We start from the raw sequence: 22,106 nt of genomic DNA on the forward strand, positions 1-22,106 counted from the left end.
TCCTATAAACTATCTATATAAGATTTTATTCCCTTTGCATATACCATAGCTAACTTTTGTCTTTTACTTATTGTGTTTATCAAATAGAAATCAGCTGAATCCATAAAACAGCCTTCAATAATTACCGCAGGCATATTTGAATAAGTAACATCTGCATCATCTCTTTTAATATATCTTCTGAAATTCTGGACTGTCTCCTTTACAACTGAATTGTTTAAATATGTTGCAAGTTTATATCCTTTTTCAGATGAAGGGTTTACTATTAATTCTAAACCATCTCCACCACCGGCATTAAAATGTACAGATACATATAAATCAGCTTTTGCATTATTTGCTTTTTTTGCTCTGTCTGCAAGGCTCATATAATAGTCTCCTGTTCTTGTAATTGCTGTTTTAAATCCCATTTGTTTCAAATATTCCATTAAATATTTTGATACTGATAAGTTCATATCTGATTCTTTAGCCAAAATTTTTCCGGCAGATTTTCTTACTGCACCGGAATCAACGCCACCATGTCCAGGATTAATATAAATCAAATACTTTGAATATTTATTATTAGGTTCAGGCTTACCAACATTATTTAGAATAATACCTTGTAATGCTCTCATTGTATTTTCACCTACAATACCATCTACTTTAATTTTATTTTTCTTTTGGAAAATTTTTATTGCCTGAATTGTATTATTATCTATAATCCCATTTACTAGTAACTTAAAACCTTTTTTATTTAAAAGTGTTTGAACAACTTTTATTTTTTCTATCAACTTATCATTTGTTTTTTTACCATATATTCCATCTACATTAAGTCCATTTAATTTTTGAAATATTTTTATTGCATCTATAGTCTCTTTATTAATTTTTCCATCAATATTACCTTTATAATAACCATAATAATATTTTAAATTTGTTTGAACCTGTTTAACATTTAACATATTAACCTCCTTAAAACATACATGAATAAACAATAATATTTATATATACATTTACTCATATAGTAAAGTTATCATCATATATTAAAATATTCTAAATTAAATAAATTCGTGTGTTAGAACAAAAGAATATGTAATAAAGTTATTAAAATATTTATGAAAAAATAAAATGATATTAGGAAATAAAAAAGAAAAGCTTAATGCTTCTCTTCATCTTCTTTAAATAGTAAATATTTTTGTAAATAAATTTTATTTGCAAGGGACTTTGTCGCAAGTCTTACAATTTTTGCTTCATAAGTATTGTTTGAACTTTCTATTATATCTTCATCCCCGATAAAAGCAATTCTAAAAGCCTTTTCCATTTCACTTGCAAAATAATCATAAGCTTCCTCTATCGGATATGTATCTATTTGTATTTTTATTAAATCACAAATTTCAGAAATTGATAAAATTTGTTTTAATGAACAAACTACAATTATATACGCAATATGATGTTTAGTATACTTTTTCTTTACAGGAGGAGAAACCAAACCTTGCTTTACGTAATTGTTAACCATAGATGAAGTTATAAGTTTTTCTTTTTCATTTATCTTAAATACTTCCAAAACATCTTCAGTAAAGCTTATTACTTGATCCATATATAATTTAATATTTGGAAGTTCCTTATATCTTGGAAAATGAAATTCTAAAATGTCTTTTGTGTAAACAGATTCTTCAAATGTATTCATATTTTTCTCCTTTTTAGAAGTATATCATCATGATTTTATGTTGTCAATAGTACATGAAAGCCCTTGACAAAGTATCATATATTATATAATATAATATTAAATAACAGATAAAATATTTTTAAAAATTAAAAGGAAATAATCATGGATAATAAAGAAAAAATCGCTATTATTACCGATTCAGGTACAGACGTGCCTCCCAAATATATCGAAAAATACAATATGTATGTTATACCTTTAATTGTAAATTATAACAATCAAAGTTATAGAGATGGTGTAGACATAAACATAAATACAATATGCGAAACATTAAAAGAAGAAGTACCTACAACTTCTCTTCCTTCAATTGATGACATAATGGAAACTTTTGAAAGGGTACTAACGGACGGATATAAAAAAGTTATTGTTGTTACAATTTCAAGCGGTCTTAGCGGAACTCATAATGCAATGAGAATAGCAAGTGAATCCTTTGAAGATAAACTAGATATAATGCTCGTAGATACTAAAAATATAGATATAGGAGCAGGATTCACTGCAATAAGAGCAGGTGAACTTATTGAACAAGGATATTCTTTTGAAGAAATAAAAGAAAAATTAGATGATGTTATAAACAACACAAAAGTATATTTTTGTGTTAAAACATTAGAATACCTAAGAAAAGGCGGAAGAATAGGACTTGTTGCTTCAGTTGTAGGAACAGCACTTGATTTAAAGCCTGTTATATCATGTAATAGCGACGGAATATATTATGTAGTATCAAAAGCCAGAGGAAGAAAAAAATCTCTTAAAAAGGCTATTAACGAAGCTAAAAAATATGCTAAACAATTCGAAGAATATAATATTGCCGTTGTAAATGTATGGTCAAAAGAAGAAGCAAAAGAAATTGAAGATAATATAAAAAATGATTTTCCAAATGTAAAAAGCGTTTTTGTAGGGGCTATATCTCCTGCTCTTGCAGTCCATACGGGACCTGGACTTATTGGAGTCGGAGTGCAAAAAATAAAATAATACCTAATGAATAAAAAGCTGTAATTAAATTTACGGCTTTTTATTTTTATATAAAAAAAGAACATAACATAAGTTATGTTCTTATATTTTATAATGCATTTTTAGCAACTTCAACTAATTTAGCAAAAGCAGCTTCATCATTCATAGCAAGGTCAGCTAACATTTTTCTGTCGATTTCAACATTAGCTTTTTTAAGACCATTAATGAATCTTGAATAAGACATATCATTCATTCTTGTAGCTGCATTGATTCTTGTAATCCAAAGTTTTCTAAAATCTCTTTTTCTTTGTTTTCTACCTGCATAAGAACTTCTTAAAGCTCTCATTACAGCTTCGTTTGCAGGTCTGTATAATTTAGATTTAGCACCATAATAACCTTTTGCAAGTTTTAGTACTTTTTTATGTTTCTTTTTACTATTTAAACTTCTTTTTACTCTAGCCATATATTATTACCTTTTAACTACTTAACAATAATGTAGCTGATTGTTTTTTGGTCAGCTGCAGAAACGTAGCCACCCTTTCTTAATTTTCTTTTTCTCTTAGTTGTTTTTTTGTTTAAAATGTGATTTCTAAATGCTTTTTTTCTTTTGATAACGCCAGATTTATTTCTTTTAAATCTTTTAGAAGCGCCTCTATGAGATTTCATTTTAGGCATATTAATATCCGTCCTTTCCTACTATTTTTCTTTACCTTTAGCAGGTTGTAATGTCATTGTATAATTACGACCTTCTAACTTAGGTTGTTTCTCAATTGTTCCTACCTCATTAACCATAGAAGCAAATTTCAACAGTACCTCTTTACCTCTGTCAACATAAGCCATTTCTCTACCTCTAAATCTTACGGAAACTTTTACTTTATCTCCCGCTTTTAAGAATCTACGGCAGTTTTTAGCTTTTACTTCTAAGTCATGATCTTGTACTCTAACAGAAGTTCTGATTTCCTTAATGTTAACAACTTTTTGGTTTTTCTTGTTTTCTTTTTCTCTTCTGTTTTGTTCATATTTGAACTTACCATAATTGAGAATTTTACAAACCGGTGGTTTTGCATCAGGTGAAACCTTAACTAAATCAAGATTTCTCTTATCAGCTTCTTTTAAAGCTTCTTGTGCAGACATTATACCAAGCATTGAGCCGTCATCACTGATAACTCTTACTTCTCTGTCTCTAATTTGTTCATTAATTTGAAAATCTTTAATTGAATCATACCTCCATGATTAAAAAAATAGATAGCAAAGAACTGCTACCTAAATATATCACTAAATAAATGTGTATATATTTACCAAACTAAATCCATGTTTGTTTGGTGAGAAGCAATTCTTCTACTTTGTTTTCTAAAAAAGTATATCACTAAACCCTTTTATTGTCAATGATTATTTAATATTTTTTATATAAAAGCATCTTGCAATGCAAGATGCTTAAAAATTAATCTTCAAATTCAAATTCACTGAAAAAGTCTATGTCACTATCTTTTTTAAAGATTACTTTATCATCTTCTTTTGAATCTTTTTCATCAAAATTTGTATAATCTATTTCTGAAGAAAAAATATCTTCAAAAATATCTTTGCTTTGAGTTTTTGCAGGTTCAATTTTTTCTTCCATTGGCTCAAAAGTTTCAAAATCTAATTTTTTACTTTCAACTCTTTCTCTCTTTTGAGGTTCAATATCTTCTTCCTTAATATTTTCTTCTACATATTTATTTTGAACAACTTCTTCTTTGGCTGGTTCACTAAATAAGTTTTCATCAATTGAATTGTCTTCAAAATAATTTTCCTCAGTTAAATTTTCTTCTTCAGAAGTAACATCATTGTGTTCATCTATAATATTCGAATCTTCAACGAAGTCGTCTTCTTCGAATTCAACAGGTTCAACAACTTCATCTTCTTGGAATTCTTCTATCTCCTCTTCATCTGTAACTTCTTCAGGTATTATTTCTTCAACTTCTTGTGCTACAGGTTCTATTTCTTCAGCTTCATCATTAGGGAAATCTTCTTCTACAACTTCTTCAACCTCTTCAACAGGAACATCTTCAGTAACATTTACTGTTTCTTCTATACCTGTATCTTCATGTTGTTCATTTAATTCTTTCATTAATTTTTCTTTTGCAATTGTAAGTTTAGCTAAATCTTTTAAGAATTCGTCTACTGCTTTTTCAGTTGTTGCAAAAGATGTACAAAGTCTTATTACACTTTTTTCTTCACTTAATTTTTCCCATAATTCAAATGAATATTTCTTTAAAAGTACTTTCAAAATATCATTTGGAAGAATAGGAAATACTTGGTTCGTTGCAGACATTGAATAAAAACCATAACCTAAATTACCAATACCAAGTGTTAATTTATTTGCAAGTCTGTTTTCATGTTTACCTATTTCAAAATATAATCCATCTTTAAATAGTTCAACAAACTGAACACCAAGAAGTCTTCCTTTTGCAATCATTCCACCATTTTGTTTTAAGTGATATCTAAAATCAACATTTAATTCTTCATTATTAATTACAAGAGCTTCTCCAAACAATGCTCCCATTTTTGTACCACCAATATAGAATGCATCTGTTAAACTTGCTATATCTTCAAGAGTTACATCATTATCTACACAAGTAAGAGCTGAACCAAGTCTTGCTCCGTCTAAGTATAAATATAAGCCGTACTTATCACAAACTTCTCTTAATTTCTTTATTTCTTCTTTGGTATAAATAGTTCCAAGTTCTGTTGGATTTGAAATATATACCATTTTAGGTTTAACACAGTGTTCTCTTTCTTCATCATCAAAATGTTTTTTTGCAACTTCTTCAACATCTGAAGCCAAAAGTTTACCGTTGTTTTCTTCTTTTACAATTATTTTATGACCTCTTGCTTCTATTGCACCAGATTCATGAACATTAATATGAGCAGTTGATGCTGCAATAACTCCTTCATGAGGTCTTAAAGCAGAAGAAATAAAAGCAGTATTTGTTACTGTTCCTCCTGTTAAGAAATGAACATTACTGTCTTCTCTGTTAATTAATTTTTTTATTATTTCACTTGCTTCTTCGCAGTATTTATCGGTACCGTATCCGCTTGTTTGTTCAAAATTAGTTTTGATAAGTGCCGCCAAAATATTTTTATGAGCACCTTCACTATAATCATTTGTAAAACTATACATAAAAAAACCTCAATCTTTCGTTATAATAACTCATAATATATGATATAAAAATTTTCAACTTTTTACAAGTAAAATAACAAAAAAACCTTATTTTTAACGAAAAAAGAGGATATATATAATATATCCTCTTTCAATTTATTTAATAAAATCTAAAGCATTTTTAAGTCTTAGAATTACTTCATCCTTACCTAATATACTTAGAATATAAGTTAAATCTGCACCATGCATTATTCCGCTTATTGCTATTCTTGTAGGCATATATAAAGCTTTACCTTTTATTTTAAATTCTTTTTGAATAGATTTTAAACTATTTGAAATAATTTCAGGTGTAAGTTTTTCTTCTTGCTCAAATAATGAAATCAAGTTTTCAAACAATGTTTCATTTGTTTCCATATCCATGACTTCTTTTGCTTTATCATCAAGTTCATCAAGATTTGCTTTTAAGTATAATTCTTTTGTAAGCTCTATACTTTCTTCTAAATAATTTAGCTTATCTTTAATGGCTTCAACAATATATTCCATTGTTTCATCGCTAACATCATCATTTACTAAATTATCTTTTAGTAAATATGGTTTAATTAAAGCAATAAGTTCTTCATTTGATTTTTCTTTGATGTAATGAGCATTAACCCAGTTTAATTTTTCAGTATCAAAAACAGCACCCGCTTTTGTTACTCTTGAAATATCAAAATCTCTTATTAATTCATCCATTGATAAAATTTCTTTTCCTTCAGGATCAGACCATCCAAGAAGAGCAATATAATTTATCAATGCTTCAGGAAGATACCCTTTTTGTATAAAGTCTTCAACTGCAACAGAATCATGTCTTTTACTTAATTTTTTCTTGTTTTTGTTTAAAACTGTTGGAAGATGAGCAAATTTTGGAGCTTCCCATCCAAGATAATTATATAAAATTATGTGTTTTGGTGTAGAAACAAGCCATTCTTCCCCTCTTATTACATAGTTAACATCCATTAAATGATCATCAACTACAACCGCAAAATGATATGTCGGGAATCCGTCTGCTTTAATAAGAACTTGTTCGTCAACATCGTTTGTATTTATTGTTACCTCTCCCCTTACTTCATCATAAAAAGTAATATCTTCATTTTCAGGAAGAACCATTCTTATAACATAACTTTCACCGTTTTTTATTCTTCTTTCAGCTTCTTCTCTAGGTATATTTTTACATTTACCATCATATTTTGGTGTTTGCTTGTTTTTTACTTGTTCTTCTCTTAATTTATCAAGTCTTTCTTTGTCACAGAAACAATAATAAGCTTTACCTTCATCTAAAAGTTTATTGATATATTTTTTGTATATATCAAGTCTGTCTGATTGAAAATATGGTCCCTTATCTCCTACTTCAACAACCTTACCATCTTTTAACATTGGACCTTCATCATGTTTTACTCCACAAAATTCCAATGCATTAATTAAATTTTCAACAGAACCTTCAACATATCTTGTTCTATCTGTATCTTCTATTCTAAGCAAATAATCACCATCGTTATGTTTTGCCCATAAATAGCAATAAAGTGCTGTTCTAAGTCCTCCAATGTGTAAAAATCCGGTAGGACTTGGTGCAAATCTTGTTCTGATATTCATAAAATACTTTACTCCTTAATTATTTTTCCGTCTTGCCATAATCTTTCTAGATTATAAAAATCTCTTTCTTCTTTTACAAAAATATGAAGTACTATTTCTCCATAATCCATTAGTATCCATCTTGAAAGTTTTATACCTTCTTTTCCTTCAAGAAAAATACCGTTTTCTTCTGCTTTCTCTTCTACAAATTCACATACAGCTTTTGCTTGTCTGTCACTATTTGCACTTGCAACTATAAAAGCATTTGCTTCTGAAGTTAAATCAGTAACATCAACAGCATATATATTTGATAATTTCTTCTCTTCCAATAAATTTATAAAAAATTGCGTTTTATCTTTATAATTCATTATTTCTCCTAAATCTTAAACTTTTAATGTAACATCATAACCTATTAAATCTTTATTTTTTTCTAGTACAGGTTTAACATCTTCTTCTACAAATTCAATAACTTGGTTAACAGCTCTTCCTACATATTTTTCAGGTTTTAAAATATCGTGGATTTCGCTTAATTCCAAATTAAATGCAGGGTCTTTTGAAATTCTTTCAAGTAAGTCATTAGGTTTACCTTCTTGTTTAACAACTCTACTTGCTTCCATAGAGTAAACCCTGATTTTTTCATGAAGCTCTTGTCTGTCTCCACCTCTTTTTACAGCTTCCATTAAGATGTTTTCTGTTGTCATAAATGGAAGTTCAGCCATAATATCTTTATGGATTACTTTTTCGTTTACAACAAAACCACTTGCGATATTTATTGCTATTTGAAGAATAGCATCACAGCACATGAAACTTTCAGGAATTGAAATTCTTCTGTTTGCAGAATCATCAAGAGTTCTTTCAAACCATTGTACGCTTGCTGTCATTGCAGGGTTTACTTGATTTGCAATAATATGTCTTGCAAGAGAACATATTCTTTCACTTCTCATTGGATTACGTTTATATGCCATTGCAGATGAACCAATTTGATTTTTTTCAAAAGGTTCTTCAATTTCTTTCAAGTTTTGAAGTAATCTAACATCAGTAGCAAACTTATGTAAACTTTGAGCAATACCTGCAAGAGCATTTACAACTCTGCTATCAAATTTTCTTGGATAAGTTTGTCCTGTTACTGTAAAGTCTGTATCAAAGCCCATTTCTTTACATACAAACTCATTTAATTTTTTTATTTTTTCTTCATCATTGTTAAATAATGACATAAAACTTGCCTGCGTTCCTGTTGTTCCTTTTACTCCTCTCATTCTAAATGTAGAAAGAACAAATTCAACTTCTTCATAATCTAAAAGTAAATCTTGAATCCAAAGAGTCGCTCTTTTACCTACTGTTGTAAGTTGAGCAGGTTGAAAATGAGTAAATCCAAGTGTTGGTAAATCTTTATATTTAATTGCAAATTCACTCATTACTTTAATTAAATTTACAAGTTGTTTTTTAATAAGTTCTAAAGCTTCTTTAAAAACTATTAAATCAGTATTATCTCCGACATATGCACTTGTAGCACCTAAGTGAATAATACCTTTTGCAACGGGAACTTTATCTCCGTAAGTATGAACATGAGCCATTACATCATGTCTGAATTTATTTTCGTATTCTCTTGCTAAATCATAATCTATATCATAGATATTATCTTCTAATGCTTTTACTTGTTCATCAGTAATATCAAGACCTAATTCTTTTTCACCTTTTGCAAGAGCAACCCATAATTTTCTCCATGTTGAAAATTTCTTGTCAGCTGAGAAAATATAAAGCATTTCCTTACTTGAATATCTTTCGATTAATGGATTAGTATAAACATCTCTACTCATTTTAATTCTCCTATTTTATTTCATTTATAAATTCTTTGAATAATTTTAAACCACTTTCAATATCTTCCATACTTGTCGCATAAGAAAATCTTATAAAGTCATCTGCACCAAATCCAATACCAGGAATTACCGCAACATTTTTGCTGCTAAGAAGTGCATCTGCAAAATCTATTGAACCATTTATTTGTTTTCCGTTATATTCTTTACCATAATATTTAGAAACATCGGCAAAAACATAAAATGCCCCATCTGGTTCAATAGGTTCAACACCATCTACTTCTTTTAATACACTAAGCATATATTTTCTTCTACTGTCATATTCTTTTACCATATCATATACGATTTTTTGATCTGTCTTTAAAGCTGTAATAGTAGCATATTGAGATATACTGCTTGGATGAGAAACGCATTGTCCTTGAATTGTATTCATTGCTTTTACAATATCTTTATTTGCAAGAGCATAACCTATTCTCCATCCTGTCATTGCATATGACTTTGAAGCTCCGTTGATTGTTATTGTAATATCTTTTATTTCATCTGATAAAGATGCAACAGGAGTAAACTCTTTATCGTTGTAAATTAACATTTCATAAATTTCATCACTTAAAATGTATATACCTTCTTTAACACATACATCAGCAACTTCCTTAAGTTGTTCTTTTGTATACACAACACCTGTTGGATTTGAAGGATTATTAAGCATAATAACCTTTGATTTAGGTGTTATTACGGCTTCAAGTTCTTCTTTTGTCAAAATAAAGTTATTTTCTTTCTTTGGATATACAAATACAGGTTTCCCTCCTGCAACTTTAACCATTTCAGAATAACTTACCCAGTAAGGAACAGGGATAATTACTTCGTCTCCTTCACTTATTAATGCTTGCAAAGCAGTAAATAAAGAATGTTTTGCACCTGATGAAACAATAATTTCACTTTCAGGATCATAATCAAGATTAAATTCTTTTTTATATTTTTCGCTTACTGCAATTCTTAAATCTATAAGACCTTTTACATCAGTATATCTTGTTATACCTTTTTTCATTGCTTCGTTAGCTGCATCAATAATTACTTGAGGAGTATCAAAATCAGGTTCTCCTGTACCGAAAGAATAAACTTTTACTCCTTCTCTTTTAAGTTTGTTTGCCTTTGATGTAATGGCAAGTGTCATTGACGGTGATATTTTATCTAATTTGTTTGATAATGGTTTTTTCATAAGTTCCTCCTATATTATTAACATTGCATCTCCAAAACTAAAAAATCTGTATCTTTCTTTTATAGCTTCTTCATATGCTTTTAGTATATCATCTTTATTGTAAAATGCACTAATTAACATGAGTAAAGTTGATTTTGGCAAGTGAAAATTTGTTATAAGATGGTCTATTACCTTAAATTCAAATCCTGGATAAATAAATATATCCGTATTCATACTAACAGGTCTTATATCCCCATACTTTTGATAACAACTTTCAAGTGTTCTTACTGTCGTTGTTCCAACAGCAAATATATCTTTTCCACGTTTTTTTGTATCATTTATTATTTTTGCCGTTTCTTCACTTATAATAAAAAATTCACTATGCATTTTATGATTGGTTATATCATCTTCTTTAACAGGCCTAAATGTTCCAAGACCTACATGCAAAGTTACATAGCAAACATTAATGCCTTTATCCTTTATTTTTTCAAGCATTTCTTTTGTAAAATGAAGACCTGCTGTAGGTGCTGCTGCAGAACCTTTATCTTTTGAATAAACAGTCTGATATCTATCGTCATCTTCAAGTTTTTCTTTTATATATGGCGGCAAAGGTACCGTTCCTATTTTATCTATATAAGAAAAAACATCATCACATCCAAAAAATTTAACCTTAGCCAATCCTTCATCGTATTTTTCAACAACCTGCATTGATAAGTTATCGTCAAATTTTACAATTGTTCCATTTTTTAATCTTTTGGCAGGTTTTATCATTACTTCAAACATATTGTTACTTAAAGGTTTTAAAACAAAAGTTTCGATTTTTGCTCCAGTTTCTTCCTTTATCCCAAAAAGTCTTGCATGAAATACTCTTGAATTATTAAGTACAAGAGTATCACCCTCTTTTAAGTAATCTATTAAATCGTAAAAATGTTTGTGTTCTATTTCTTTTGTATTTCTATTAACTACCATAAGCCTCGAAAAATCACGTTTTTCAATAGGCGTTTGTGCTATAAGTTCTTCAGGTAGATTATAATCAAAATCACTAGTTCTCATATATTATTCTTCTTCCATTTCAAATATTGATTTAGTCATGATTTCACTGTTCGTATAAGGAACATTTAAGTAATCATAAGCAAGTTTTGTTGCAACTCTTCCCCTTGGAGTTCTGTTTATAAATCCAAGCTGTAATAAATACGGTTCATAAACATCAAGGATTGTATCCTCTTCTTCACCAATAACAGCAGAAAGAGTATTTAGACCAACAGGACCTCCATCAAACTTATTTATAATTGTATCTAAAATAGCAATATCACTGCTATCAAGTCCGTTTTCGTCTACACCTAAAAGCTTCAATGCTTCCATTGCAATTTCTTTATTTATAATATCAGATTTTTTTACTTGTGCATAGTCTCTTACACGTTTTAAAAATCTATTTGCAATTCTTGGAGTCTGTCTTGAACGAATTGCGATTTCCCTTGCACCATCATCATCTATTTTTATTTCAAGTATTCCCGCACTTCTTTTAATAATTTCCATAAGCTCTTCTATTTTATACATCTCAAGCTTATTTAATACTCCAAATCTATCACGAAGAGGAGAAGAAAGAAGTCCTGTTCTCGTCGTAGCACCAACTAATGTAAAAGGTGCAACAGGTATCCTTACGGATTTTGCATTTGGTCCTTTTCCCATTACAATATCAAAAGCAAAATCTTCCATTGCTGGATATAAAACTTCTTCTATGGTTCTGTTTAATCTATGAATTTCATCAATAAATAAAACATCATTTTTCTTAAGTCCGGTAAGTATCGCTGCAAGATCTCCCGGTTTTTCTATTGCTGGACCAGAAGTAACTTTTATAGATACTCCAAGCTCGTTTGCTATTATATTAGAAAGAGTCGTTTTTCCAAGCCCCGGAGGTCCATATAAAAGAACATGATCAAGAGCCTCTCCTCTTTCTTTTGCAGCAGAAATAAAGACTCTCATCCTTTCTTTGACTGTTTCCTGACCGATGTATTCATCTAATGTCAAAGGACGAAGAGACTTATCTTTTTCTATATCAAGTTCTGTTTTTTTACTTGTTACTATTCTTGTAGCCATATTTCTCCTTATTCATTAACCCTTTGTAATGCAATAGTAATTATATCTTCTATAGTAAGGTCGTCATTAGTAGAAATTCCACTAACGATTTTATTTGCATAAGCTCTATCAAAACCTAAAGACGTAAGAGCTAAAACAGCCTCAGCTTTCAAATCACCGTTTAAATCAATATTATCTTCAAAAGATATTTCATCCATTTCAGGTAAGTCTGAAAATTTATCTTGAAGAGTAACAACTATTTGTTCAGCTGCTTTTTTCCCAACTCCGTTTGCAGCACACAATGCTTTATAGTCCTTATTAATTACTGCACTTATAATCATGTTAGGCGACAATGCACTAAGTACACTAAGAGCAATTTTAGGACCTATTTTAGGAACTGTAAGAAGTTTAAAGAATACTTCCCTTTCAAAAGATGTAGAAAACCCAAATAAACTTATATCGTTTTCCCTTACAGCCATATATGTAAATATTTGTACTTCATCTTTATCGTTTGCCAAATCCGTTATAGTATTTTGTGAAACATTTAGCAAAAAACCTATTCCACTTTTATTTTCTATTGTTAAATATCCATCAGTTATATTAGTAACATTTCCTTTTATATAATCAAACATTAATACCCTCTACTTGTCCTCTTCATGTCTTTCATAATAACCGATAAGCTTCCTGTTTTCATCTCTTACCGCAACTATATAATTATTTTCTTTATGTTTTTCATTATATCCCATATAAATTTCCGTTAAATTATCATCTTCTAAAAATCTATCAATATATTTAAGAGTTAGTTTTTTTGAATTCTCATTATGACAATCAAACAATGACTTTCCTATCAAATTAGCTCCACCCCTGTGAGCATAACGTTTTAAGGCACTTTTATTCATATACGCTATAATATGGCTTGTATCTACAAAACAAACCGGATTTTTTTCATTATCAACAATATCCTTAAAAACTATGTTAAAATCCATAATAATACCACCTTATAAATATTTATCTATATAAACATCATCTATATGTTCTATATTTATTTTTGCATTTGTAATTGCAATAAGTTCATTTTTAAATTCTTCCTGTAAATTTATCGGAACATATACTTCATAAGTAACTTTATCGGTAAAAACTGAATCTTCAAGTTTGTACCCTGTCTTTCTTAAATACGTTTCAATTTTTCCATGAAGAGAATAATCATAAGAAATTTTTGTTAAAGCTGTCATTACCTTTTTTACAAGCTTTGCTTCTTTTATAACTTCACTTGCAGAAGAAGAATAAGCTCTTATTAGCCCGCTGGCACCAAGTTTTATCCCTCCAAAATATCTTGTAACTACTATTAACGCATTTGTAAGATTATTTTTTTCCATAGCGTTTAATATAGGTCTGCCTGCAGTCATAGCAGGTTCTCCATCATCACTGGATTTTTTTATTTCCATTTTCTTACCTATTATATATGCATAACAATTATGAGTAGCTTTATAGTGTTCTTTTCTAATTCCTTCAAGATATTTTTCAGCCTCTTCAACATTTTTAACCGAAAATAAATTTGAAATAAACGTAGATTTTTTTATTTCTATTGTATTGTTAAAATTATCATTAATGGTTATATAATCCATACATAAATTCCCTATTTTAATTTTTTCCGATTAAATATTATAACATAATACATTTTTTTCTTCAATAAATTGACTTTACAAAACTATCTATTACAAATATCAATACCTCTAATTTGTTTAAAATAATCTCTTAATCTTTCAATAGAAGAATTAACAACTAATTCCTCAGGATAACCTACTTCATTTAATAACTTTATTGATTCATCAAAATGTCCTATTGCAGAAGAAATATGTGCATCTGAATTTACAATAATAGGTACTTCATATTTTTTACATAGTTTGACAATTTCAAAACAATTAACATCACTTCCCGGACGTTGTGCAAAAGAGTGATTATTTACTTCAACTATCTTATTATATTTATTACATTTTGAAATAATCATTTCGTAATCAAATTTAAAAATTTCATTTCCAAGATGACCAAATACATTTATGTTTTTATTAAGCAAAGCTTCACTAAGCATATCATTAACATGATTTTTATCTTTTGGATAAAATATTTCTTGATGGAAAGATGCTATTTTTAAATCAAGGTTTTCCATATATTCTTCTTCTAAATCAACTTTTCCATCTTGCATTATGTTAAGTTCTATACCACTTATTAAATAAACACCATGCATTTTACCCGGATTATTCTTTCCAAGACTTTTAAAATGCCAATGACTTGCACCGTCTTCCAAAGCAGGTCCATGGTTTGTAATACCAACAGCTTGTAGCCCTGCTTTATTTGCTGCAATACAATTTTCTTCAAGAGTTGAAAAAGCATGTTCGCTTATATTTGTATGTGTATGTAAATCCGCTATAATTTTCATTTTGCACCTCACTTAAATAATTATTTTAATTATATCATAAAATAAAGAACTTTATAAATGAATAACTATTTTTTATATTGTTTATTAATAATATATATAGAAAATTTTATGTTATTTTTATTATCTTTTTATATAAAATTTGCATTAAAAAGAGCTATATGTTAATATATAAAGAGATTTTTACGTTTTATTTGTATACGTAAAATTATTTATAGATTTAAATTTTAGGAGGAAAAATGACTGATATACAAAAAGAATTGTATAAATTAATTAAAGAAATAGATGAAATATGTACAAAAAATGATATTGTATATTATTTGGTAGGAGGCTCTGCAATAGGTGCACTTCGTCATAGAGGCTTCATCCCATGGGACGACGATATGGATATTGAAATGACAAGAGATAATTTTCACAAGTTTATTGAAGCTTGTAAAACTCAAATGCCTCCAAATAGAAAATTAGCTTGTCAAGAATTGGATAGAAACTATCACAACAACTTCGCAAGATATATGGATACAACAACATCTGCTATTCATATAAACCAATTAATACACAAAAAAGACTCTGCAGGAATAGTATTAGACATTTTAATTTTAGATCCTATTCCTGATGATGAAAAAATACAAAAACAATATATTAAAGATTTTATGCTTTATGCCGATATAATCAATCCAGCAAGTTTATATAGTTTCAGATGGAGAATGAATCTTTTAAGATATTTTAAATATAGATTAAAAATGAAATTTGTTGGGAAAAACAAAGTATTAGAAGAACTTGAAAGCAAAATGTTTTGTTACAAAGAAGAAGATTGTAATAAATATATCTTTAGATGGGGAGGAATTCCTTTTCTATTTGATAAAGACATGTATGGAAATGGTGTTAGATATCAATTTGAAGACTTAAATTTATTATGCCCAGATAGATCTGCAGATTATTTATCATGGCATTACGGTGATGATTGGATGTTTATACCTCCACATAATGGAAGAGATAGCCACCCTGCAGTATATAGTTTTAAAACACCTTATACTGTCATAGAAGGTGAAGCTTATAAATATTATGATCCAGATAAAACTTATAAGAAATTTTTAAGTAGAAAAATATTATTATTCTTATTAATGCATCCATGGCATGCTTTTAAAGACTTTTCAAAAAAGAAGTTAGGTAAAAATCTTAGCAAGGAGTTTAATCAAACATTTAATTCTTTAGATACAACAATAAATAAAGCTATTGAACAAAATGATTATTTCAAGCTCTATGAAATTTTCAATCCTTATATCACAAGTCAAAATCAAAGGAAATTAATTGGTAGAGAAGATTACTTAGGAATCAATAGATTCAGATTCCCTATATCTATTGATGTCAATGAAAAGTATTTTGATATTGCAATTGAGCTTCTTATAAAAAATGGACAAACATCAAAAGCTTTAAGATTTATGGAAGTCAAAGAAAATAAAAATAAACTATCTAAAAAAGAAGAATATTATAAAACATATATATTAAATTTACAAAAAGCAATTTCTCTTTATGCTAATAAAGATTATAAAAAATCATCAGAAATTGTGGATAGTTTATTAAATGAAAATATAGAATCAATAAGCACCATAAAACTAAAAATATATTTACTAAAAAAAGAAAGTGCAGACAATAATGAAATAATGGGTTATATAAATAAAGGTGAAGAACTTTTTGAAAAAATATATAACAATGATCCAATTTCTGTACCAACAATAATAGATAAAGAAATTCCTTGTAATCTACAATATATTTTAAATTCAAACGAAATCTATAACAAAGAAATTTTAATGGAACAAAAAATATATGACAAAATTAATTTCCATTCAAAAAAACAAGATGGTGAATTTATTAAGTTTAAAGCTGACATTCTTTTAAAAGAGGATATTAACAAGGCTTTATTAATGTATTTTGAAGCATTTAAAAATACTGAAAATGGAATTACACATCTTGAAATTAAAGATATAATTAACGAAAATATAGATTATTTAATAAAACACATAAACGAATTATTTAATAGTAATGATTCCTCTTGTGTAGAATATGCTTCTATATTGAAAAACATTATTTCGGATGATCAAAGCTTAGCATTATGGGCAAAATGTATATTTAAGTTTTCAAATAATCCAGAAGACATTTTAGTAGTAATAAATGAAATAAATAATGTTATTTATGATAAAGATAAAGAAGATACAAAATCAATTGAAGAGTTAAAAAACATTTATTCTTCTTTATTTGAATCAAACGAACTTTCAGATATATACTTTAAAATTAAACTTAAAGATACAGTAAATCATTTTGATAATCTAAGTTTAGACATTGAAAAAACAACTGCGAAAGAAGAATGGAAATTATTTGTTAAATCTGTTCTTCTATATAAAAGTGGATACCGTAAAGAATCAATAAAAAATAGCTTACAGCTATTTAACAAAACAAATAATCCGTTTGTTCTACAATTTTTAAGTTTGATATTTACATTAGATTTATTAATGTTTGAAAATTTAATTTGTAATAAACCTAAAAATATAGATCAAAAAGGTCATTCAATCCTTCAGGCAAAATGTATTGGAGAATGGAATGATATATATGACAATTATATTAAAACAATAGATATGTATGATAAATTAAACATATTAAAAATCAATGGATTTAAAAAAGATGACTTTATGAAAAATATATCAGATAAAAATGAATTTAATTATTCTTTCTTTAATAAAATAAATAATTTAATTCTAAACAAAAATGTAAGTGCAAAAATAGAAAATATGGTTAAATTTATATATGATTTAGATTTAATTTATGATGGAAATAATTAAACATATTAGGAGAATTAAATGTTAAAATTTAAAAATATTTATCACGGACCAAGAAATAAAGCTTGGGCAATTGTTAAAAGATCAGGCGATAGATCAGAACTATTATATTTTTATATGCCTAAAATGGATTATATTAGAAAACTTTATAATAATAAAGATTTTATAATGCTTGGAATATGCTTAAAAAAGTTAAAAAAGAGAGCAATATTTTATGCAAAGAAAAATTTAGGATTTGCAATCAATAAAGAACTTTTTGATATTACTATAGATTTATTAAATTTTGAAGGATATAAAAAATATGCTGATATTTTACAAAAAAATACAACAGAGGAGTTTTTTATACCTATCATTGAAGAATAAAATTATAAGGAGAAGATAAACAATGAAAGTTAGTGACTTTATTGTAGAATTTATCACAAATCAAGGAATCAATGATATATTTGGTTATCAAGGAACAATGATTGCACATTTTGTAGATTCAATTTGTAAAAGTAAAAACTTACAAAATCATTCTTGCTATAATGAGCAAGGTGCAGCTTTTGCAGCTGTTGGATATGCAAAAGCATCAGAAAAAACAGGAGTTGCTTATGCAACAAGTGGTCCTGGTGCAATGAACATGATGTCAGCAATAGCAGATGCATTTTTTGATAGCGTTCCAACAGTGTTTATAACAGGACAACTAAACACATATGAATATACAAATATTCCAACATTAAGACAACAAGGATTCCAACAAATGGATGTTATTTCATCTGTTAAAAGTTATACAAAATACTGTACTCAAATAACAGATAAAAATGATATAAAGTATGAACTTGAAAAAGCCTTTTATATTGCACAAGAAGGAAGAAAAGGACCGGTAGTATTAGATATTCCTATGAACATTCAAAGAGAAGATATTACTCCTGAAAGTTTAAAATCTTTTAAGCCAGAAAATGTAACTACTGAAAAAAATAAATATGATATCATTAGTAAAGAAATATTAGTAAATATAAAAAATGCCAAAAGTCCTATACTATTAATTGGGAATGCAATAAAAAAGAATAGCAAAGATCATATTTTAATTAAAAATTTAATTTCAAAATTAAATATTCCAACAATCACAAGCCTTCCAGCAAGACATTTATTTGATATAAATGATAACTTATATTTTGGATATCTTGGTGCTGCATATGGTTTTAGAGAAGCTAATATTATTGCATACAAAAAAGCTGATTTAATTGTTTCTATAGGTTGCAGTTTTTGCAGAAGACAAACAGGGGCAAACAGTGAAAAATTTGCTAAAGATGCTAAAATTATAAGAATAGACATTGATAAAGAAGAATTAATAAGAACTGTTCATAAAGATGAAATTTCTTATTGTATTGATTATCAAGGGGTAATAAATAGCATGATTTCTAAAATAGACTTTACTGTTTCAAAAGACTGGCTAAATAATTGTCTTAATATTAAACAAACAATGAGAGATTTTGATGATACATTAAAAGAAAGAAATGTAAATAAAATCGTCAAAAAAATAAGTCATTGTTTTAACGATGATTTATCAGTATTTGTAGATGTAGGTCAACATCAAATTTGGGCTGCACAATCTTATGAAACAAAAGATAATCAACAAATGTTATTTTCTGGTGGACATGGAGCAATGGGTTTTTCTCTACCTGCTTCAATAGGTGGCTACTATTCTACACAAAACAGATGTATTGTTTTATGTGGTGATGGATCATTCCAAATGAATATACAAGAATTACAATGGATTTACAGAGAACAAATTCCAGTATTCATTTTTGTATTTAATAATAAATCTCTTGGACTTATTAGACAACAACAAAATGACTTTTTTGATAAACTTCACTTTGGTTCAAGTGAAAATAATGGATATACTGTACCATCATTTTATGATATAGCAAAAGCTTATGGTTTAGACGCTTTTGAAATAAATAATGAAGAAGATTTAATAGCTTCCATTAAAAAAGCTGATCCTACAAAACCTTGTTTATTTGAGGTATTTTCTGATATTAATTCTGAAGCATACCCAAAAACATACTTTGGTGAAGAAATGTATAATCAAAAGCCTTATATACCAGAAGAAATAATGAAAAAAGTCCTTTCTTAATACGAAATATATAGAAGGAGTATAAAATGAAAAAAATAGTACTTACATCAGGAACAAGTGGAATTGGAAAATCAATACTGTATAAATTACTTTCCGATGATGAAAATAATCAAATAATAGTAAACTATGGACATAACACAAATGCTGCAAATGAAATTTATAAATCATTATCTGTTGCTGACCAAAAAAGAGTTATTTTAAAAAAAGCTGATCTTTCTAATTATGAAGAAGCAAAAAAATTTACATCTTTTGTTATTGATACATTTAAAAACATAGACTGGTTGATTTTAAATACAGGAATAGATGCAAAAAAAGATGGACAAAGACAAATTTTTGGAGAGTATGATATAGATACTTGGGAAAAAGTTTTAAGAACTAATCTATCTATTCCTGCTTTTATTGTTCAAGATTTAAAACCCAATTTTAACGAATGTGGTAAAATTATATTTATGGCATCTTATGCAGGTGTAACATCCTATTCTGGATCATTAGTATATAGTGTTTCAAAAGCAGGATTAATACATTTAGCTAAATCTTTATTAAAATTTTTTGACGACAAAAAAGTATGTATTAATGCTATTGCTCCAGGCTTTATAGAGACTCCATGGCAAAAAAATAGAAGTAAGGATAGTTATGATAGAATAAATAAAAAAATCGCTTGTCATCGATTTGGTGAAGCTGAAGAGGTTGCAAAATTGTGTGTTGATACATTAAATAATGATTATATTAATGGAACCGTATTAGAAATACATGGCGGTTATGATTTCTTTTAAAAAGTAATATTTGGACCTTCTTAATAGGAGGTCTTATTTTTATATAATAAATTACTTTATTAAATCATAATAATGTATTATAATATATGTAAATATTTTATAAATTTCAGTAAAAATAAACATATTAAGGAGAAAAAAAATGAAAAAAGTAATTACTTATGGAACTTTTGATCTGTTTCATAAGGGACATTATAATATATTAAAAAGAGCAAAAGAATTAGGAGACTACCTAATAGTTGGAGTTACAGGAGAAAATTACGATAGAGAAAGAGGAAAATTATCTGTTCAAGATAGTCTTGCAAAAAGAATTGAAAATGTTCAAAAAACCGGATTTGCAGATTTAATAATAGTAGAAGAATACCTTGGGCAAAAAATTCAAGACATTATTAATTATGATGTAGATATTTTAGTTGTCGGTTCTGACTGGAAAGGTAAATTTGATCATCTTTCAAAATATTGCAAAGTTATATACTTAGAAAGAACAAAAAATATTTCTAGTACACAAATCAGAGAAGAAGCTATGTCAACTTATCGTTTTGGTATAGTTACAGATGATTTATATGATAACGAAGCTGTAATAGAACCCAAATTAGTAAGTGGAATACACTTGGAAAGTGTATATTCTCATGATGAAACAATCGCACAAGAGTTTTGCAATATTTACGAATTAGATTCTGGATATTCTGATTACAATAAATTTTTAGAAAGTATTGATATTGTTTATATTAAAACAAAATATAAAAGTCGATATAATTATATAAAACAAGCATTAATATCTAAAAAACATGTTATAACGGATGCACCTTCGACACTTAATATAAATCAGTTGAAAGAATTGTATAAAATTGCTGAAGAAAATGAAGTAGTACTATATAATAATATAACTTTAATTTATCTACAAGCTTTTGGACAACTATTATGGAATGCAAGAGGAAATTTGATAGGAGATTTAGTAAGTATAAGATGTAGTATTTGCAAAAAAGAATTTGATATAAATAGAGATATGTCTTTTACGGATCTTGCAGTCTACCCTATTTGCGCAATAATTAAAATTCTTGGTACAAACTATGAAGATATTCATTTTAAGTTAATAAAAAATAATGATAAAGTTGAATATGGAACTGTTATGTTTTCATATAACCAATCTGTGGCATTTACCGAAATAGGCTATAATACGGATTTAAAAGGTGTAATGGAAATTATCGGAACAAACGGAAGTATAATTATTCCGCATGAATGGTGGAAGATAGGTTACTTTAAAATTAAAAATACAAACGATAATAACTATAAAAGATATACTTTTAATTTAGAAGGTAATGGATTTAGATATTTAGTTCAAGATTTACTATCATTAATTAGACATGATAGAAACAAATCCCAAAGGCTAAAAGAAGAAGAGATAGAAGCAATAACAGAAATATTAGCAAAGTTAAAATAGTAAAAGTTATAAAAAAAAGAGATCGAGAGGTCTCTTTTTAT

General features: G+C 27.7%; 21 protein-coding genes and 1 pseudogene. 6 read left to right on the forward strand and 16 right to left on the reverse strand.

Annotated elements, in window-relative coordinates; translation table 11 throughout:
- Positions 1 to 2: 2 nt before the first annotated feature.
- Positions 3 to 932, reverse strand: coding sequence for an N-acetylmuramoyl-L-alanine amidase (locus ACTQYZ_RS06085; RefSeq protein WP_441416217.1), 930 nt, complete (start codon positions 930 to 932; stop codon positions 3 to 5).
- A gap of 194 nt (positions 933 to 1,126) precedes the next feature.
- Positions 1,127 to 1,657, reverse strand: coding sequence for a DUF1836 domain-containing protein (locus ACTQYZ_RS06090; RefSeq protein ID WP_441022010.1), 531 nt, complete (start codon positions 1,655 to 1,657; stop codon positions 1,127 to 1,129).
- A 141-nt stretch (positions 1,658 to 1,798) separates the two neighbouring features.
- Here ACTQYZ_RS06090 and ACTQYZ_RS06095 point away from each other — a divergent pair, with 141 nt between their 5' ends.
- On the forward strand, positions 1,799 to 2,662 hold the full coding sequence (locus tag ACTQYZ_RS06095; RefSeq protein ID WP_441416218.1) for a DegV family protein: 864 nt from the start codon (positions 1,799 to 1,801) through the stop codon (positions 2,660 to 2,662).
- Between the two features lie 88 nt (positions 2,663 to 2,750).
- Here the strand turns inward: ACTQYZ_RS06095 and rplT are convergent, their stop codons facing one another.
- The 14 genes and pseudogenes from rplT to ACTQYZ_RS06165 all read right to left on the reverse strand — a co-directional run bounded on the left by rplT (position 2,751) and on the right by ACTQYZ_RS06165 (position 14,910).
- Positions 2,751 to 3,104 carry a 50S ribosomal protein L20 gene (rplT, locus tag ACTQYZ_RS06100; protein WP_138268369.1) on the reverse strand — a complete coding sequence of 118 codons (354 nt, stop codon included), beginning with the start codon at positions 3,102 to 3,104 and terminating at the stop codon, positions 2,751 to 2,753.
- A gap of 17 nt (positions 3,105 to 3,121) precedes the next feature.
- A complete protein-coding gene (gene rpmI / locus ACTQYZ_RS06105; RefSeq protein ID WP_138268370.1) occupies positions 3,122 to 3,316 on the reverse strand; it encodes a 50S ribosomal protein L35 in 195 nt (64 codons plus the stop codon).
- 21 nt (positions 3,317 to 3,337) lie between these two features.
- Complete coding sequence (infC, locus tag ACTQYZ_RS06110) at positions 3,338 to 3,856, reverse strand: translation initiation factor IF-3 (protein WP_441022056.1); 519 nt, start codon at positions 3,854 to 3,856, stop codon at positions 3,338 to 3,340.
- A gap of 913 nt (positions 3,857 to 4,769) precedes the next feature.
- Positions 4,770 to 5,801, reverse strand: a pseudogene (locus ACTQYZ_RS06115) (threonine aldolase family protein); the annotation flags it as partial.
- A 135-nt stretch (positions 5,802 to 5,936) separates the two neighbouring features.
- Entirely contained in the window at positions 5,937 to 7,409 is a 1,473-nt protein-coding gene (gltX, locus tag ACTQYZ_RS06120; RefSeq protein ID WP_441416219.1) for a glutamate--tRNA ligase, read from the reverse strand.
- Between the two features lie 8 nt (positions 7,410 to 7,417).
- Positions 7,418 to 7,756, reverse strand: a complete 339-nt coding sequence (gene rsfS / locus ACTQYZ_RS06125) for a ribosome silencing factor (protein ID WP_253230148.1) — start codon at positions 7,754 to 7,756, stop codon at positions 7,418 to 7,420.
- Positions 7,757 to 7,771: 15 nt separating this feature from the next.
- Positions 7,772 to 9,205 (reverse strand): adenylosuccinate lyase, encoded by a 1,434-nt coding sequence (purB, locus tag ACTQYZ_RS06130; protein ID WP_441022017.1) that lies wholly within the window; start codon positions 9,203 to 9,205, stop codon positions 7,772 to 7,774.
- Positions 9,206 to 9,215: 10 nt separating this feature from the next.
- Positions 9,216 to 10,418 (reverse strand): pyridoxal phosphate-dependent aminotransferase, encoded by a 1,203-nt coding sequence (locus ACTQYZ_RS06135; protein ID WP_329385875.1) that lies wholly within the window; start codon positions 10,416 to 10,418, stop codon positions 9,216 to 9,218.
- A gap of 9 nt (positions 10,419 to 10,427) precedes the next feature.
- Complete coding sequence (gene queA, locus ACTQYZ_RS06140) at positions 10,428 to 11,450, reverse strand: tRNA preQ1(34) S-adenosylmethionine ribosyltransferase-isomerase QueA (RefSeq protein ID WP_441416220.1); 1,023 nt, start codon at positions 11,448 to 11,450, stop codon at positions 10,428 to 10,430.
- 3 nt (positions 11,451 to 11,453) lie between these two features.
- The gene (gene ruvB, locus ACTQYZ_RS06145; RefSeq protein ID WP_329385869.1) at positions 11,454 to 12,494 is read right to left on the reverse strand and encodes a Holliday junction branch migration DNA helicase RuvB; all 1,041 of its coding nucleotides are present in this window, start codon (positions 12,492 to 12,494) and stop codon (positions 11,454 to 11,456) included.
- A gap of 8 nt (positions 12,495 to 12,502) precedes the next feature.
- On the reverse strand, positions 12,503 to 13,105 hold the full coding sequence (gene ruvA, locus ACTQYZ_RS06150; RefSeq protein ID WP_441022022.1) for a Holliday junction branch migration protein RuvA: 603 nt from the start codon (positions 13,103 to 13,105) through the stop codon (positions 12,503 to 12,505).
- Between the two features lie 9 nt (positions 13,106 to 13,114).
- Positions 13,115 to 13,459 (reverse strand): PAS domain-containing protein, encoded by a 345-nt coding sequence (locus tag ACTQYZ_RS06155; RefSeq protein WP_441022024.1) that lies wholly within the window; start codon positions 13,457 to 13,459, stop codon positions 13,115 to 13,117.
- Positions 13,460 to 13,471: 12 nt separating this feature from the next.
- Positions 13,472 to 14,098 carry a YigZ family protein gene (locus ACTQYZ_RS06160; protein WP_441022026.1) on the reverse strand — a complete coding sequence of 209 codons (627 nt, stop codon included), beginning with the start codon at positions 14,096 to 14,098 and terminating at the stop codon, positions 13,472 to 13,474.
- A gap of 83 nt (positions 14,099 to 14,181) precedes the next feature.
- A complete protein-coding gene (locus ACTQYZ_RS06165; protein WP_441022028.1) occupies positions 14,182 to 14,910 on the reverse strand; it encodes a phosphatase in 729 nt (242 codons plus the stop codon).
- A gap of 236 nt (positions 14,911 to 15,146) precedes the next feature.
- Between ACTQYZ_RS06165 and ACTQYZ_RS06170 the strand changes: the two genes are divergently transcribed.
- The 5 genes from ACTQYZ_RS06170 (at position 15,147) to ACTQYZ_RS06190 (ending at position 22,065) form a co-directional block, all read left to right on the forward strand.
- On the forward strand, positions 15,147 to 17,741 hold the full coding sequence (locus tag ACTQYZ_RS06170) for a LicD family protein (RefSeq protein WP_441416221.1): 2,595 nt from the start codon (positions 15,147 to 15,149) through the stop codon (positions 17,739 to 17,741).
- 18 nt (positions 17,742 to 17,759) lie between these two features.
- On the forward strand, positions 17,760 to 18,101 hold the full coding sequence (locus tag ACTQYZ_RS06175; protein ID WP_441022032.1) for a hypothetical protein: 342 nt from the start codon (positions 17,760 to 17,762) through the stop codon (positions 18,099 to 18,101).
- A gap of 22 nt (positions 18,102 to 18,123) precedes the next feature.
- Entirely contained in the window at positions 18,124 to 19,854 is a 1,731-nt protein-coding gene (locus ACTQYZ_RS06180) for a thiamine pyrophosphate-binding protein (RefSeq protein ID WP_441416222.1), read from the forward strand.
- A gap of 26 nt (positions 19,855 to 19,880) precedes the next feature.
- Positions 19,881 to 20,627 carry an SDR family NAD(P)-dependent oxidoreductase gene (locus ACTQYZ_RS06185; protein WP_441022036.1) on the forward strand — a complete coding sequence of 249 codons (747 nt, stop codon included), beginning with the start codon at positions 19,881 to 19,883 and terminating at the stop codon, positions 20,625 to 20,627.
- 139 nt (positions 20,628 to 20,766) lie between these two features.
- Positions 20,767 to 22,065: an adenylyltransferase/cytidyltransferase family protein gene (locus tag ACTQYZ_RS06190; protein ID WP_441022038.1), complete on the forward strand. Its 1,299-nt coding sequence runs from the start codon at positions 20,767 to 20,769 to the stop codon at positions 22,063 to 22,065.
- Positions 22,066 to 22,106: the final 41 nt, after the last annotated feature.

Origin of the sequence: Anaerofustis sp. LCP19S3_F7, from assembly GCF_052119445.1 — a bacterium.
GTDB classification, from domain to species: Bacteria; Bacillota; Clostridia; order Eubacteriales; family Anaerofustaceae; genus Anaerofustis; species Anaerofustis butyriciformans.